This is a genomic window from Streptomyces sp. NPDC030995 (genome assembly GCF_055571215.1).
In genome coordinates this window covers 99,163-114,430 of record NZ_JBVIFS010000006.1, presented here as the reverse complement: position 1 = coordinate 114,430, position 15,268 = coordinate 99,163, and the positions used below count along the sequence as shown (strand labels likewise).

Below are 15,268 nucleotides of genomic sequence, written 5' to 3'. Positions count from 1 at the left end.
AAAAGGTGAGCCGATATGAGTGACCTGCTGGAGCGGTTGCGGGGGCGTGGCTGGCGGATGACCTCCCAGCGGCGTGTCGTCGCGGAGGTCCTCGACGGCGACCACGTGCACCTCACGGCCGACGAGGTGCACGCGCGCGCGGCGCAGCGGCTGCCCGAGATCTCCCGGGCGACGGTCTACAACGCGCTGGGCGAGCTGGTCTCCCTCGGCGAGGTCGTGGAGGTCACCACGGACGGCCGCGCGAAGCGCTACGACCCCAACGCGCACCATCCCCACCAGCACCTGGTGTGCTCCAACTGCGGCCTCATCCGCGACGTCCACCCGACCGGCAACCCCCTCTCCGCCCTCCCGGCGGAGGAGCGGTTCGGTTTCCGGGTGTCCGAGGTCGAGGTCACCTACCGCGGGCTGTGCCCGGCCTGCGCCGCCTGAGGCCCGGGAGCGGATCCGCCCGTCGCCAGGGCGCGGCGCGTGGCGTCGATCTCGTCCTGCCAGGCGTCGGCAGCGAAGGCGCTGCCGTACAGCCGCAGGCAGGTGCCCAGATGGTCGTGGTAGGCGGCCCGCAGGCGGGTGGTGTAGTGGGTGCACAGCGCCCTCGCGGGGGTGCCGCAGGCGGCGGAGTCGATCACTGCGGCGGCGAGGATCGCGGTACGGAGCGCCTGCGCGGTGCCGGTGCCGCTGAGCGGGTCGTAGCGCAGGGCGCCGGCCCCGACGACCAGCCGGCCACCCGTGTCGGCCGTCGGCGGGACGGCAGGGGCGAGGTGTACCCGTGGTGCCGCGGCCAGGGCCACCGCGGTGCGGGGCGCGTGGCGCAGCCGGGTCGCGAGGGGGGACCCGGCGAGCAGCCGGGCGAGCAGGGCGGCCGGGTCCTCGGCGGGCCCGGGCACCATGGCCTGTACGAGGCAGTCGCCCCGCCCCAGCGGCGTCAGGTGCAGCCACCCCAGCCCGGTGCAGTCCAGGCGAGCGGTGTTCTGGTCGCGAGCCCGCCGCAGCGGAGCCGCGCCCGCCAACAGCCTGCGCCGTCCGGCCTGTTGCTGTGCGGCCGTGCTCCCGGAGGCAGCCGTCACCGTCCACTGCGGCGGCTCCCCGGACAGGTCGCCGGGGCCGAGCCGTTCCCGTATGCGGGCTGCCAGTACGGCACCGTCCACCGCCCGCGCGGGCTGCGGGAACCGGGTGGGCGGGGTCCCCGCCCCCCATCGCACGTGCCGGTGGGTGAGCGGCCAGCCGTCGTCGAGCAGCCCGCCACCCCAGAGCGAGCCGACCAACTCCAGCGTGGGCCCGGTGAGCAGCAGGGGCCGGGGGCTCGCCCCGGCCGCGCGCGGGGCCGGGGGGGCCGGAGGGGCCGGCGGGGCCAGCCGGATCCGGTGCCCCCGGTCGGCGAGCAGCCGCGCGCAGGTGAGCTCCGCCAGCCCGGATCCGGCGATCTCGACCAGGCTCACCGGCCGTCGCCACCTCCGGCACCGGCACCGGCACCGGCACCACGGGCCGGGGTGCGGGTGCGCCGGGCGGCGCCTCCGTCGTACCTGGCGAGGACGGCGAGCAGGGCCTCCGTATCGGCCTGATGGCGGATCACCATCGCCCGGACCGCCCGGTCGCCGAGCGATCCGACGGCCTCGCGGGCCCGGGCCGCGGCCGCGGCGGCGGCCCGGGTGAGCTGGCCGTCGGCGCGCTGCACGTCCTTGATCGCGCCGCCTTCCGGTCGGAGCACGGGCGGCAGCGTGAAGCGGGGCCCCACCCCGCGGGCCGCGAGCGCATGGTTGACCTCGTGCATGTTCCGCATCACCTGGCGGGTCTGTTCCATCAGGGCGCCGCCGGCCGCGTCGTGGTGTTCGAACGACTGCTGGAGCGTCCCGAGCAGCATCGCGTAGTTCTCGTCGCTGATGTCGAGCAGCCGCAGGCACAGCTCGTCCGTGGTGTCGCTCGCCAGCGGACGCAGGTACTGCTCCTCGGTGAGGCCGTCCAGGTGGCCCTGGACGGCCTGGAACCGGCGCCAGTGGTCGCCGCCCTCGTCGATGATGAGTTTGACCAGGTGGGCGAGCCGGTCGGCCTCGGGGAACTGCTCCGGATGATTCACCAGGGCGGCGTGCAGCTTGACGTACATGCCGTCGATGCCGTTCGGATCGATGGGATCGGCGCGGGAGTTCCGGCTGGGGCTCTCCACGTCGATGAACCACTGCAGCCGTGCGGGAGTGAGCGGTTCCAACCCGAACAGGTGCTCCGTCTCCCGCTCGATCTCCTCCGCGCGCGCGAGCACCGGCGCCCGGCCGAGCGTGCCCAGCGCCTCGTTGACCCAGCGCAGGTGCCGCATCTCGTCCACCGCGACGGAGAACACCTCCTGCCCGGCGGCGTGGGCGCGGCGGGTGACCTCGTCCGCGCCGGCGGGCAGCAGCATCGGCGCGTTCAGCGAGTAGTGCGCGTACAGGTACTCCACGCACAGCGCGTGCTCCACCCCGGCCAGCTTGGTCAGCTCGTCGGCCACCTCCTCGCAGCTCATCCCGTCGTCCTCGGCAAGCCCAAGACTCCCGCCGCTGCGAGCGCGCCCGCGCCCCGACACGTTCAGCTCGCCCTGTTCGCGGTCGTCGAGGACCACCGGCAGGACGTTCCAGTTCCTGATCAGATCCGGATAGGTGAACTCCAGCAGGCTGCGCTGCCCCTGGTCGTCGCTCGACAGATCGGCAGCCGGGGGATCGCTGCGCTCCCCGCGCAGGAAGTTGACCTCACGGACGGTCCCGTCCGCGCTGCTGGTGACGTCCGGTTTGGACGCCGCCCAGTAGTAGCAGCCGCAGTCGCGGAAGTCGTACTGCCACGGCGCGCACAGGCTGCGGGTGAGTTCGCCCGGCTGGTACACGTCGGGGTCGATCACCCCCTCCTCGTCCAGGTAGCGCGCCCGGTCGGCCACCAGGACCGCGGCCTCGACCGTGCCGTCCGGACCGCGCTGTACGAAGCCCGCGCCGGTCATCCGCAGCCCGCCCAGGTCGCGTACGGCATCGGGGACGGCAGGGGAGTCACGGTCGGGACGCGGCCCGAGCAGCACGGCGATCCGGCCGGGCAGCAGGTCGTGGACGCGACGCCACACGTCCAGGCCGTCCATCCCCGCGCAGTTGACCGTGGGGGCCTGCTCCTCGGGCTGGTCCACGGTGGTACGCCCGCACAGGGCCCGTACGAACAGCGGCGGCCGGTCGTCGCTCAGGTCGGCGGCGACGAGCCCCTGCGCTGTCGCGGGGCCGTCCTCGTCGATGCTCAGGAGCCGGGATCCTTCGCGGCGGTGGAAGTCGAACCGCAGCGAGGGGAAGAACCCCGAGTCCAGGTTCCGCTGGTCGAATTCCAGACCCGGGTAGCAGTTGTCGACCCCGCTCTCGGGACGGCTGCCGGACGGATTGCCGCGTACGAGGTAGTCGGCCCGGGCGGTGAGGTTGCGGGGGAAGAACTTCCCGTCGGCGGGCGGGAGTTCGGGCATGACGTCTCCTTCAGATCACTCCGGTGACGCTGGCCGGCAGGGCGGCCGGCTCCGGCGGCAGCTGGAAGAACTCGGGTGCGGCCTGGGACATTTCGACGTACGCCCGCAGGCAGAAGGCCAGCCAGCCGCGGATGTAGTCGCAGGCCGGCCGGCCCCGCCGGCTCACCTCGTGGTAGCAGCCGCCCCCGCACAGGTACCGGGCCCAGCACGAGCGGCACGGCTCCGCCCGGTCCACATGACCGACCGTCAAATGGCGTCGCCGGGCCTCGGCGTCCGGTCCCGCGGTCACGGAACCCATGGCGAAGGCCGGATCGTCGACCAGCCGGTGGCAGGCGTACAGGCCGCCCTCGGCCGAGGCGCTGAGATAGCCGGCGCCCGCACCGCAGGGGTAGGGGCGGTGAGTGCCCCGGTGCAGCTCGTGCAGGGCGGTCTGGAAGTTCCCGAACGGGTAGCGCCGGCCGGCGGACAGCTCGCGCAGCGCCCGTTCCCCGCACTCCACCATCTGCTCCAGGAAGCCGGTGAACATCCCGGCGGTGATCTCGTACGCCGGGTCCGGCGCGCTGACCACGGCCGCGAAGCCCACCTCGTCGAACCCCAGCCCGATCCCGTGCTCCAGCACGTCCAGCAGCCGGGCGGTGTGGGGGGTGACGCTGACCCGCGCGGACAGATGCCGCGGGCGGCCGTGCCGGGCGAGCACGTCCAGACCGGCCCGCAGCCGGTCGTACGCGCTGGCGCCGCCCGGCGCGCGGCGCAGCGCGTCATGGCCGGCCCGGTCACCGTCCAGACTGACGGTGACGGTGAACGGGTGCGCTGCGAACAGCCGGGCGTCCTCGGCGCGCACGGTGGTCAGATTGGTGGTGAGGGCGAACCGGACCGGGTGCCCGGTCCGGGCCCCGGACCGCACGGCGTACGCGACCACGTCGTGCACCAGCTCGCGCGCGAGCAGCGGTTCGCCGCCCATGAAGCCGACCACCACGTCCGCTCCGGGCGCGGCCTCCGCCAGCAGCCGGTCGACCGCCGCGTAGGCCGTGTGCCGGGGCATCGCGCGGGCCGAGCCTCCGAACCGGCCCTCGTCCGCGTAGCAGTGTCCGCAGCTGAGGTTGCAGGCCTGCATCACGTTGAGGGAGAGCGAGGCCAGTGGCGGCGGTTCGGCGGGCGTGCCGTCGATCCGGGGCCGGGACCACAACGGAAGCCCGAGCTCCAGGGCGAGTTCCTCGAACGAGCCGTGGGAGGGCGCGCCGTCGGAGGGCGCGCCGTCGGAGGGTGAGCCGTCCAGAGTGGCCGACCAGGCCTCCAGCCGGGCCGCGACGGGCTCGGGCAGGTCGTAGACCCGGCTGCCGTCCGCGACGAAGAGGTGCGCGCCGTGTTCGCTGCGGAAGACCTTCACCTCCGCGGATGGTCCCGGTGGCCCCTGGCCGGACGGGGCGTCCCCGGGCGGACGTCCCGGCGGACGTCCCGGCGGGTCCTCCGGCGGCCTTCGGCCGATCTGGAGCAGTACGGTCACGTGTTCGGCTCCGTGTTCTCGCGCAGCTTGCGGGCCCAGCCGATCAGCAGGTCGTACTGGCGGCGCGTCAGATGCATCGGATAGCCGTCGGATCCGCGCATCGAGCTGGGCATCTGCTGGTTGTGGAACCACGTGGACTGGAAGGGGTCGGCGCCCTCCTCGTCGGACCTGGCGGGGGCGCGGACCCGTTGTTCGATCAGACCGGGCTGTTCGCGGATCATGTCCTCCAGCACCTCCAGGGCCACGAACCGGCGGTGCCGGCGTCGGCCGCGCTCGCTGAGCCCGAGCAGCAGGCCGAGCAGCGGCTGCGGGGGATCGAAGACCAGGGCGCGGGCGTCCGCCTGGGACAGGTTCAGGAAGGCGGCTGTGTCCGCGTTCTCCTGCGCGGCACGTTCGTTCTGCACGTCCACGTTGACCGCGCCCATGACTTCCAGCACGCGCTCGAACAGGTCGCGCACCTCGAGCGCGGTCTGCTCCTCGTCGGCCAGATAGTCGGGCCGGTGGACATCCGCGCGCTGGACCCGGTCGGCGAGTCCGTCGGCGAGGGAGACGAAGGGTCTGCGGTCCGGCGAGAAGCGGGGCGGGCCGGCCACGATCCGTGAGGACGCCTTCAGGCCGCCGGGGAGGGTGACGGTGACCGTGCCGTCGCAGACGTCGTCGACGAGGCCGATGCTCCGCGCCCCGTTCTCGGCGCCCGCGAAGAGCAGGCGGGGGACGGTCCGCCAGTCGCTCTCGTCGGGCCTGAAATGGCACCACGTCGCGTCCGCATTGAGGATCAGCTGTTCCGGCGGCAGCTCGTAGCCGGTGCTGGGAGGCAGGCCCTGCGGGCCGTAGACGGCGCCGGTCCCCGGGGTGAACCGCAGCCGCAGCTCCGGGAGGGCGGTACTGGGCACGGGCAGCTGCACCGAGCCCAGCGGCAGGCTGCTCCCGGCCGGCACCAGCGGCTGCTGCGCGTCCTGCGGCGAGCGGCCTGCCAGTGCGTGCGGCCGGTTGTCGTCGCCCGCCAGCTCGACCCGGGCCTCGACCCGGTCTCCGGCCTCTTGCGTGAGCTGGTGCGCCTTGAGGTTGGCGACCGACACCTCCCACCGGATGTCCTTCAGGCTCAGCCCCGACTCCGCCAGCACCTGCTCGGTCACACACCCCGAGCCGGACCGTCCGTCGATGGTCCATGCCCCGTGCAGCTCGAAGTACGGGCACACCGGGCGCCAGCCGTCCTCGTCCTTGAACTGCACGCGCTCCGGCATGCGCTCCGTCAGCGTGCCGTCGTCGGCGAGGTCGAGGGTCAGGTCGGGCACGACGGTGGTCTTGCCGGTACCGCGCGGCGTGAGATCACTGGGCCCCCAGCGGTAGTTGTCGCACGGAACGGGAGAGGGGCCCAGTCGGGCGAAGGCGAGCGGTGGTTGAAGCCAGAGTCGTTCGATCACCGGCATCTCCTTGTGATCGGTACGGAGGGAGGCCGCCGCGCGGCGCGGCGTGACAGCTCTGAGTAATCAAAACTACATCGTTCGTGACGTTCGGTCACCATTGGCTCGGATGAGGGCGTGTCCGGCCGTCCGTACGGAACTGGTTAGGCTTCCGGCCATGAACACGGCCATGAGCAGCCACGGAACCAGTGGGCCCGTCATCCTCGACGCGGCGGAGCTGATGTCCGATGCGGACCTGGAGGGCCGGTTCGCCGAGTCGGCGCACGAGCTGCTGGCGGACCTGGTCCGTGGCGGGGCCGCGCTCGGCTGGGTGGAGCCTCCGTCACGCGAAGAGGTGTCGGAACTCCTCGGCAACGTCGTCTCCGCGGCGCACGCCGGTGACGCGGTCCTGCGTGCCGCCTACCTCGACCGCCGGCTGGTCGGCCTGGGGTACTGGCTGCGCTACGGACGGCCGACGCATCGTCCGCACGCCGACCTGGAGAAGATCGCGGTATCCGCTGCCGCCCAGGGGCGCGGCGTCGGCAGGGCGCTGACGGCCGGCTTGATCGCCGACGCCCGACGGGCGGGCATCGAGGTCCTCACGCTGGACGCCCGTGGCGACAACGGCAATGCCCTGCACCTCTACCGGTCGCTGGGGTTCAGCGAATACGGCCGCCTGCCGGACTTCGTCGCGGTCGGCGCACGCCGCTACGACAAGGTCTTCTACATGCTGGACCTCCGCGAAGCGCGGTGACATCGGAGGTGACGTTTTCGCTGATCGTCATCAACGAATGGAGCTGTCCGCCATAGAGTCGGCGCGGCCTCACTCAGCCGCAAGGAGCACCTGGATGTCACGTCGCCGCCCGCGAACCCTGCTCGCGATGGCCCCCGAGCTCCGTCCCCGCCTGCTGGACGACGCCTGCACCCGCCGACTCGGTGAAGTGGCCCGGCTCGAACCGGAGTTCGTCGTCGACGACTTCGGCAGACCCGAGGCCCTCGCGGCGCTGGCGGAGGCGGAGATCCTGCTCACGTTCTGGGGTGCCCCCACCGTCGACGCCCGGGCGCTCGCGGCCGCGCCCCGCCTCAGGGCCGTCGTGCACGCGGCCGGATCCGTCAAACAGCTCGTCACCGACGCCTGCTGGGACCGCGGCATCGCCGTCTCTTCCGCCGCACTGGCCAACTCCCTGCCGGTCGCCGAGTACACCGTGGCGATGGTTCTCCTCTCCAACAAACGCGTGCTGCAGCTTCGGGAGGAGTACCGCAGCGTGCGCGGAATCCCGCACGACTGGCATCTGCGCTACGGCCACGCGGGCAACTACCGCCGCACCGTCGGCATCGTCGGAGCCTCCCGGATCGGCCGCCGGGTGATCGAGCTCCTGGGCCCGTACGATCTCGAACTGATCGTGTACGACCCGTACCTGAGGAGTGATCAGGCCGAGGCACTCGGCGTGCGCGCCGTCGGGCTCGACGAGCTCTGCCGGAACTCCGACGTGGTCAGCCTGCACGCACCGGCACTGCCGGACACGCGGTCGATGATCGACCGCCGACGGCTGGCGCTGATGCGCGACGGAACCACCCTGATCAACACGGCGCGAGGCTCCCTGGTCGACGGGGCCGCACTCACGGCCGAGTTGGCCGCAGGCCGCCTGCAGGCGGTCATCGACGTCACCGAGCCGGAGATCCTGCCCGCCGACTCTCCACTGTACGACTTGCCGAACGTGCTGCTCACCCCGCACGTCGCGGGCTCCCTCGGCAACGAACTGCACCGGATGGCCGCCTCCGCCATCGAGGAGATCGCCCGCTACGCCGCCGGGCTGCCGTTCGTACACCCGGTCCGCCGCGAGGACCTCGACCACACGGCCTGATGCTCCGAGTTGATTCCCGGACACCGGCCGCAGGCCGTGGATGCCTCCAGGCAGGTCGCGCAGGATTCGCGCATGCGTAGCTGCGGCAACAGTTCGATGTGCTGTCGAGGCAACGGGGCGCCGGGACGGGGTCGTCGGGTGTCGATACCTCCAAACGGCGGGGGCCGGGACACCTCTTCGGGGGAACCGGGTGGTCCGAACCCTGCCCCGCGGCCTTCAGCTGCCGAAGGAAGGGGGGATGGCCCTCGTCGGGGCCGTGCGGTGCTCCGGCATCGCTGTGCAGTCACAAGGAGATGCCACGTGTCGCGTGTTTGGAAGAGTGCGGGTCTTGCCCTGGTGATGGGCCTGGCCGTCATGGGAGGTGCGTCGACGGCGTCGGCGGACGCCACCGCCGAGGGTATCGCCGTGGGCTCGCCGGGTGTCCTGTCGGGCAACGTGGTCCAGGTCCCGATCCACATCCCGATCAACATCTGCGGGAACAGCGTCAACATCATCGGCCTGATCAACCCGACGGCCGGCAACGTCTGCATCAACGACTGAGGGTCGTGAATCCCGGCTCATCCCGGTCGGAGCCGCGACCGGGATGAGCCGCACGCTCGCCCGCCGCCGTCAGGAAAGCGTGCGTACGTGCTGGTCGCGGAGCTCGTAGCGGGCGGCGACCACGGCCAGCTCGCCCGTCGCCACCTTCCCCGCGAGGTCGGGCTCGGCCGCCAGACGGCGGCGTACGTTTCGTACGTGGGCGTTGATCGTGGCGTCGACCCGGGCGTCACCGTGCCGGCTGTGATCGATGGACGGCCGTATCTGATCGGCCAGGTACTGGATGTGGGCGGGCAGCGGCTCGCCCGACTCATCGGCGTGGACCGCCGCGGAGACGGCCCCGCACGACTGGTGGGCCAGGACGAGCACCAGCGGTATGTGCAGCTCCAGGACCCCGTACGCGATGCTCCCCAGGACCGCCTCGTCCAGCACCTCGCCCGCCGAGCGGACGGTCAGCAGGTCACCCAGCCCCTGGTCGAAGACCAGCTCCGGCGGTACTCGCGAATCGACGCAGCCCAGCACGATCGCGAACGGCTGCTGGCCCTCGACGAGTCGCCGGCGCAGGTACGCGGACTCGTGCGGGTGCTCCTGCCGCTGTGTCCGCCAGCGCTGGTTGCCGGCCGCCAGGCGGCGCAGCGCCTGCGCGGGGCTGGTGACGCGCTCGGTGCTCTCCGTGTCCGACGAGGTGGCGGAGGCGGGAAAGGCCGAACCGAGGGTCAGGCTCGCGCCGGCGGCCGCCGTGCCCGCCACGGCGGTGCGCAGCAGGGTGCGGCGACTGCGGGGGACGGCAGCGGTGGTGGTCCGCGTGTTCGAAAGCATGATCGGACCGTAACCCGGCTCGGTCGCAGGGGAGTTGTCCGCCCGAACACAATGGCGGGATCCGCTCGGGGGCGGGCCGGATGGGGACGGGATCTTCTCAGCATGCGGGCGGAGTGCCGTTCCGAGGGGCAGCGCCCGGCCCGCGTTCAGTCGTGGGCCCGCGTCGTGCGAGGCTTTTCCCTCCGCCCGGGAGGAGACCACACCATGCACACGCCGAGCCGGCCCGAAGACCTCGAACACCCCGAACTGTTGTGGGCGAGGGCGGTGACCATGGCCGTGGTCGACGCCGCCTGCTCCTCCTCCACGGAGTTCGCCCTCGACGACGACGGCCTGTGGTGCCATTCCACCGGCGCGTGCGGATGGTGGCGCCTGTCCCTCCTCGACGGCGGACGCGCGGTGTTCTGCGGCCAGGACCCCGACGGCAGCCACACCCACGTCGACGGCGAGCAGATCGACTTCCTGGCGGGCGGCCCCGACTGGCTGCCGTGGGAACTCCTGCGGGACGACGCCGCCGGCAACCTCCTCGGCTTCGTCTACTGGTGGGAGGGCGGTGCATGGCACCGGATCCCGTACCCGGAGGAGCTGGGGGAGGACGGGCTGGAGGGGGCCGCGCCCTGGGTCGGCTCGCAGGAGGAGTTCCTCGACCTGGCCGTGTCCTCGTACGACGTCCCGTACGCCCGGGAGCGGAGTCTGCTCGAATTCGTCGCCCGGTTCGCGGCGCTGGCGCGGGAGCGCAAGGCGGACGCCGACGCCGTCGCGGCCCTGCTGGCGCCGGCCCGTACCGAGGGCGGCCGAGCGCCACGGCTCGACGTGGCGCTCGACCTCGCCACCCGCGCGGGGATCCTCGCGTAGCGCGCCGATGCGCACGCCGGGAGCGGGGGGCTGCTCCCGGCGTGCGCTCAAACACACCACGGGCCGCGGCTACTTGAGGGCCGAGAACGCCTTGGTGAAGGCCAGCGGCTGCTGGAGGATCGAACTGCACGTCGCGTCCGCGTAGTTGACGGCTCCGGCGGCGCACTGCTTGTCGCGGGTCGAGGACCACATCGCCAGCCGGCCGATCCCCTTCGCCGCCGCGAAGTCCACGAGCTGCGTCGCGTCGGCGACGGTGAAGACCTCGCTCGCGACATCGTTCACGCCGATCATCGGGGTGACGGCCAGGGCCTTCCAGGCCGCAGCGTCGGAGAGCCCGAGCACGCCCTTGAGCTGAGCCTGGGTGGCCGTCGCCGCCTGGATCGCGTACTGCCCCATGTCCCCGCCGTACGCCGGCCCGTAGTCCATCGCCATGATGTTGACGCCGTCGACCCGCACGCCGTTCTTCTTCGCGTCGGCCAGCAGCGCCACACCCGGCTGGGTCAGGCCCTCGGGCATCACCGGCAGCGTGAAGGCCACGTCCAGGCCCGGGTGGGACTTCTGCAGCCGGGCGATCGCCTGCGCGCGGCGCGCGTTGGCCGCCGTGTCGGGCAGGGCCGCGCCCTCGATGTCGAAGTCGACCTTGGTGAGCCGGTACTGGTCGACGACCTTGCCGTACGCGGCGGCCAGCTCGTCCACGGTGGCGCAGTTCAGGGCCAGTTCGTGCCCGGCGGCCCCGCCGAACGACACCCGCACGTCGCCGCCCTTGGCGCGCAGCGCACCGATCTGGGCGGCGACCTTGTCGCTCGCGAGATCCGTGACCCCGCCCCACAGCGGTGCGCAGCCGCCGCCGGAGGTGATGAAGGCGAGGTGGAACTCCTTCACGCCGGTCTGGGTCGCGGTGTCGACCAGGTCGTAGGCGGGGTACAGCGAGGTGTCCACGTACGGGGCGAAGCGCGCGCCGCTGCCGCCGGGCGCGGGGACGGTGGCGGTGGCGGTCGCCGTGGGGGACGGCGAGCCGGTCCTGGTCGGCGCGGAGGACGTGGCGGGCGCGGTCGGGGCCGGGCTCGCCGTGACGGTGGGACGCGCGGTGGGGCGCCCGCTCGGCTGGGCGGTCGGGGCCGGGTCCACCGAGCACTTCAGCCCGTTGATCCGGCACCCGGTCGGGTCGCCCGGGGTGCCGGTTCCGCTCGTGACGAAGCCGACGGTGACGGAGGCCCCGGCCGCCAGCTGCCTGTTCCAGCTCGCGGGCTTCACGGTGACGCGCTGGCCGGCGACCGTGTGGGTGCCGTTCCAGAGGGAGTCGATCTTCGTGCCCGTCGGCAGGTCGAACTGGAGGGTCCAATCGGACTGGACCTGACCGGTGTTGTTGGTGATGACGTACTGGCCGGTGTAACCGCCGCTCCAGGAGCTGGACTTCGTGTACGCGGCGCCGACGGAGGCCGCCTGCGCGGTTCCGGTGAAGGCGAAGGCCGCGCCGCCGATCACCGCCGCCGCCACGATCGCACCCGTGACCTTCGCCGTACGACTCGTCCTTCGCCGGTGCCCGACTGTGCTGCCCATCGTGTGCCTGCCTCTGTGTTACTGGGGAGTTGGGGGTGAGGCAGCACGCTAGCCGCACCTGAACGGACATTCGCTCGTTTAGGTGCGGCGCTCATGAGTCTTAGGTTCCACTTAAGGAAGCGGTAAGGAGGGCCTCAGGAACCGGTCCCGAGGAGGCCCTGGGCGACGACCGTCCGGCGGAGGAGTGCAGCCGTCCGCGCCCCATCGTCCGGCGGTTGCGACAGAACACCGTTCTCCGTCATCAGCGCGTGGAACTGCTGCTGGGGGTAGGGGACGCCGGGCGGCAGAGCGGCGATGTGCCAGTGGAGGTGCGCGTTGCCCTGCTGGCTGCCGAGGGAGTAGAGGTACGTCCGCTCCGGCGCGCAGACGGCCTCGACGGCGAGCGCGATGCCCCGGACGAACAGCATGAGCCGGCTGTATGTCCGTTCGTCCAGGTCGCGGACGACGTGCTCGATGTGCGGCTTCGGTGCGACGAGGACCTTTCCCGGGAGCGTGGGCCACCTGTCCAGGAAGGCCACGTGGTCCTCATCCTCGAAAACCGTCTCATGCGGGTAGTCCGGATGCCCGGCGAGGAAGGCACAGACGAAACATGGGCCGCTTCGTGTGCGCTCCACGTAGGCCTCAAGATCCATGGGCTGTCGGTCCATCGACACCTGGGCGCCTCTCGGTGGGTGAGGTGGGTTTGCGGGGTGCGGGGACGGCGTGCAGGAGCTCCCACAGCGGGCGGGATCCGCCGGCCCACTGGGCGAGGAGGTGGCGGTCGATGAGGTGGAGGCGCTGGGACCGGGCGAAGCCGAGGGCGGGTTTGGAGGCGCAACGGACCCATGAAAGCAGCCGCCACTGACAGTCCGTCACCCAACGGTTACCGGGGCACCCTCACGTCAGGTCGCCGTGGGTGGCGTCGATGACGCAGAAGCGGTTGCCCTCGGTGTCGGCCAGCACCACGAAATCGGGGTCCTCGGGGTAGGAGTCCCAGTCGACGTGCCGGGCGCCCAGCGACACCAGGCGCGCCACCTCCGCCGCCTGCTCGGCCGCGTCCGCCGCGTACAGGTCGAGGTGGACGCGCGGGTGCTCCTGTACGGGCGTGACGCTGGTGCCGAGCGCCAGGCCGGGGCCGGAGCCGTCGGCGGGGACCAGTACGGTCCAGCGGTCCTGCACCTCGCCGTCGCGCGGGACGTAACCCAGCGCCCGGCTCCAGAACTCGGCGGCCCGGCGCACGTCGGTGGCGCCCATGACGATCGTTCCCATGGTCAGCATGATCGGATTCTGCCAACTCCCGCCCGGACAGGCCTCAGGGGACTCGCTCGATCGCCACCATCGCGGCGTCGTCGCCGAGGGTGTTGCCCGTCGCGTGGGCGAGCAGGTCCTCGCACAGGCGGTCCAGCAGGGATTGGGGGGTCGAGCCGGACCAGCCCGCCACGCGCTCCGCCAGGGGGTAGAAAGTCCCCGTCCGGTCGCGGGCCTCCAGGACGCCGTCCGTGTAGAGCAACAGGACGTCACCCGCCGCGAAGGCGAAGGTCTGCGCCGTGACGGCCGACGGTACGAGCCCCGCCAGGCCCAGGGGCGGCGAGGGGTGGGTCACTTCGAGGCGAACGGCGCTCCCGCCGTCGCGGAGCAGGAGCAGCGGCGGCGGATGGCCGCAGCTGACCAGGTGCAGCACCGGCTGGTTGTCGGGGATGTCCAGGACGGCCGCGGTGACGAAGCTCTCGCCCTGGTCCCCGGCGCCGTCCAGGTCCGCGGAGACCGCCGCCTCCAGGTAGTCCACCAGCCCCGCCAGCTCGGCCTCCTGGTGCGCCGAGGCCCGGAAGGCGCCCAGTACGAGCGCGGCGTCACCGACCGCCTCCAGGCCCTTGCCGCGGACGTCGCCGATGATCAGCCGCGTGCCCGTGGCCGTACGGGCGGCGGCGTACAGGTCGCCGCCGATCTGCGCCTCGGCCGCGGCGGCCAGGTACACGGAGGCCATGCGCAGCGGACCGATCCGGTCGCGCAACGGCCGCAGGACCACCTTCTGGGCGGTCTCGGCGACCGTGCGCAGCTGGATCAGCTCCCTCTCGTGCACCTCGCGCAGGTGGGCGAAGAAGGTCACGAACACCGAGATCATGATGAGCGCGGTGATCTGGAAGGTGTGGTTCAGATCGGTCAGGCTGGTGCGCACGACGGAGACCACCACCTGGGCCAGTACGGCGACCAGGCCCACGAAACCCGTCATCCGGGGTCCCGCGAACGACGCCGTGACGGCCGGTGCGGCGGCCAGGAACGGCCCGAGGTGTACGTCGGGCGGAGCCAGGACGTCGACGGCCGTCACGAGGGCGATCAGGGCGAAGGGCACCGCCAGCTGTGCGTGGCGCACCTGCCAGGACCGTTGGTGGGACGTGCGCAGCGGACGGAGATCCATCCCTCCTGCATACACCGCGGCGCGATCCGGATCCCCGAGGCCAGGCCGTCGGAGCCCTACGAGCGTCGGCGGGGCTTGCCGCTCTTGCCGCCCTTGGCGCCCTTCGGACCACCGGAACCGCCACGGGGGCTCTTGCCCGCCGTCTTCCCCGAAGCGGGCTTGCGCTGCCCGCCGGAGCCGGAGCCGCCGCCCGCGTCCGGGCGCTTGCGCTTCGCCTTCGGCTGCGGCGGGGTCGGGGGACGACCCCGCGTGCTGTTCACGGTCCGGCCGCGCACGATCCCGATGAACTCCTCCACCAGATCGGTGGTCTCGTCCTGCGGCCACGACAGCGCGATCCGCGACTCGGGGGCGTCCGAGACCGGCCGGTACGTGAGGTCCTTGCGGTGGTGCAGGCGGGCGAGCGACTGCGGGACGACGAGCACGCCGATCCCGGCCGCCACCAGCTCGATCGCGTCCGCCGTCGTCGCGGGACGCTCGATCGCGGGCCGGCCCGGCAGCCGCTCCCAGTCGAGGGTGTCGTCGAGGGGGTGCAGCACGATCTCGTCGGCGAGGTCCGCGGTGGACACCTCTTCGGCCGTCGCCACGAGGTGATCCTTGGGGATCACGACCACCGTGGTCTCGGTGTAGAGGGGGATCGCGCTGAGGTCCGTACGGTCGACCGGCAGCCGGACGAATCCCGCGTCGGCGCCGCCGCCCCGGAGCACGCCGAACGCCTCGGCGGGGGAGACCGCGACAAGGGTCAGCGGGACGTCGGGCAGCCGCTCGTTCCAGATCCGGACCCACTTGGTGGGTGTCACCCCGGGGACATAAGCGAGCCGGAACGAATGGGGTACTTCCGAGCCTGTCACCCCGCCAGGTTACCGGTCGTGGTCGGAGGTA

15 protein-coding genes and 1 pseudogene are annotated in these 15,268 nt (G+C 72.4%); 5 read left to right on the top strand and 11 right to left on the bottom strand.

All coding sequences use genetic code 11. From position 1 onward, the window contains the following. Positions 1–15 precede the first annotated feature (15 nt). Entirely contained in the window at positions 16–429 is a 414-nt protein-coding gene (locus ACZ45T_RS12485; protein ID WP_468440275.1) for a Fur family transcriptional regulator, read from the top strand. On the opposite strand, the gene ACZ45T_RS12480 is transcribed toward ACZ45T_RS12485, so the two are convergent. The 4 genes from ACZ45T_RS12480 to ACZ45T_RS12465 all read right to left on the bottom strand — a co-directional run bounded on the left by ACZ45T_RS12480 (position 396) and on the right by ACZ45T_RS12465 (position 6,382). Next, a complete protein-coding gene (locus tag ACZ45T_RS12480; protein ID WP_468440273.1) occupies positions 396–1,436 on the bottom strand; it encodes a hypothetical protein in 1,041 nt (346 codons plus the stop codon). The two genes, ACZ45T_RS12485 and ACZ45T_RS12480, sit on opposite strands and share 34 nt — an antisense overlap. Then, positions 1,433–3,454, bottom strand: coding sequence for a ferritin-like domain-containing protein (locus ACZ45T_RS12475; RefSeq protein WP_468440271.1), 2,022 nt, complete (start codon positions 3,452–3,454; stop codon positions 1,433–1,435). Before ACZ45T_RS12475 ends, ACZ45T_RS12480 begins: the two co-directional genes overlap by 4 nt. Before the next feature lie 10 nt (positions 3,455–3,464). After that, positions 3,465–4,841: a radical SAM protein gene (locus tag ACZ45T_RS12470; RefSeq protein ID WP_468440269.1), complete on the bottom strand. Its 1,377-nt coding sequence runs from the start codon at positions 4,839–4,841 to the stop codon at positions 3,465–3,467. A 113-nt stretch (positions 4,842–4,954) separates the two neighbouring features. Continuing rightward, the gene (locus tag ACZ45T_RS12465) at positions 4,955–6,382 is read right to left on the bottom strand and encodes a hypothetical protein (protein WP_468440267.1); all 1,428 of its coding nucleotides are present in this window, start codon (positions 6,380–6,382) and stop codon (positions 4,955–4,957) included. Between the two features lie 157 nt (positions 6,383–6,539). On the opposite strand from ACZ45T_RS12465, the gene ACZ45T_RS12460 reads away from it, so the two are divergent. From ACZ45T_RS12460 to ACZ45T_RS12450, 3 genes are all read left to right on the top strand, one after another. Beyond that, positions 6,540–7,115, top strand: coding sequence for a GNAT family N-acetyltransferase (locus ACZ45T_RS12460; protein ID WP_468440265.1), 576 nt, complete (start codon positions 6,540–6,542; stop codon positions 7,113–7,115). Positions 7,116–7,209: 94 nt separating this feature from the next. Beyond that, positions 7,210–8,226 (top strand): hydroxyacid dehydrogenase, encoded by a 1,017-nt coding sequence (locus ACZ45T_RS12455; RefSeq protein WP_468440263.1) that lies wholly within the window; start codon positions 7,210–7,212, stop codon positions 8,224–8,226. Between the two features lie 300 nt (positions 8,227–8,526). Then, positions 8,527–8,766 (top strand): chaplin, encoded by a 240-nt coding sequence (locus tag ACZ45T_RS12450; protein ID WP_468440261.1) that lies wholly within the window; start codon positions 8,527–8,529, stop codon positions 8,764–8,766. Positions 8,767–8,835: 69 nt separating this feature from the next. Here the strand turns inward: ACZ45T_RS12450 and ACZ45T_RS12445 are convergent, their stop codons facing one another. Next, a complete protein-coding gene (locus tag ACZ45T_RS12445; protein WP_468440259.1) occupies positions 8,836–9,582 on the bottom strand; it encodes a carbonic anhydrase in 747 nt (248 codons plus the stop codon). Positions 9,583–9,786: 204 nt separating this feature from the next. On the opposite strand from ACZ45T_RS12445, the gene ACZ45T_RS12440 reads away from it, so the two are divergent. After that, positions 9,787–10,434 carry a hypothetical protein gene (locus ACZ45T_RS12440; protein ID WP_468440257.1) on the top strand — a complete coding sequence of 216 codons (648 nt, stop codon included), beginning with the start codon at positions 9,787–9,789 and terminating at the stop codon, positions 10,432–10,434. A 69-nt stretch (positions 10,435–10,503) separates the two neighbouring features. Here ACZ45T_RS12440 and ACZ45T_RS12435 read toward each other — a convergent pair whose 3' ends face one another. The 6 genes and pseudogenes from ACZ45T_RS12435 to ACZ45T_RS12410 form a co-directional block, all read right to left on the bottom strand. Next, on the bottom strand, positions 10,504–11,994 hold the full coding sequence (locus ACZ45T_RS12435; RefSeq protein ID WP_468440255.1) for a cellulose binding domain-containing protein: 1,491 nt from the start codon (positions 11,992–11,994) through the stop codon (positions 10,504–10,506). A gap of 134 nt (positions 11,995–12,128) precedes the next feature. Then, positions 12,129–12,626, bottom strand: a complete 498-nt coding sequence (locus ACZ45T_RS12430) for an HIT family protein (RefSeq protein ID WP_468440253.1) — start codon at positions 12,624–12,626, stop codon at positions 12,129–12,131. Further along, positions 12,616–12,804 (bottom strand): annotated as a pseudogene (locus ACZ45T_RS12425) (hypothetical protein); the annotation flags it as partial. The gene ACZ45T_RS12430 and the pseudogene ACZ45T_RS12425, both read right to left, overlap by 11 nt. A 66-nt stretch (positions 12,805–12,870) precedes the next feature. Further along, positions 12,871–13,251 carry a VOC family protein gene (locus ACZ45T_RS12420; protein ID WP_468440251.1) on the bottom strand — a complete coding sequence of 127 codons (381 nt, stop codon included), beginning with the start codon at positions 13,249–13,251 and terminating at the stop codon, positions 12,871–12,873. Positions 13,252–13,285: 34 nt separating this feature from the next. After that, positions 13,286–14,389, bottom strand: coding sequence for a PP2C family protein-serine/threonine phosphatase (locus ACZ45T_RS12415; protein WP_468440249.1), 1,104 nt, complete (start codon positions 14,387–14,389; stop codon positions 13,286–13,288). A gap of 56 nt (positions 14,390–14,445) precedes the next feature. Next, positions 14,446–15,237 carry a LysR family substrate-binding domain-containing protein gene (locus ACZ45T_RS12410; protein WP_468440247.1) on the bottom strand — a complete coding sequence of 264 codons (792 nt, stop codon included), beginning with the start codon at positions 15,235–15,237 and terminating at the stop codon, positions 14,446–14,448. Between the last annotated feature and the right edge of the window lie 31 nt (positions 15,238–15,268).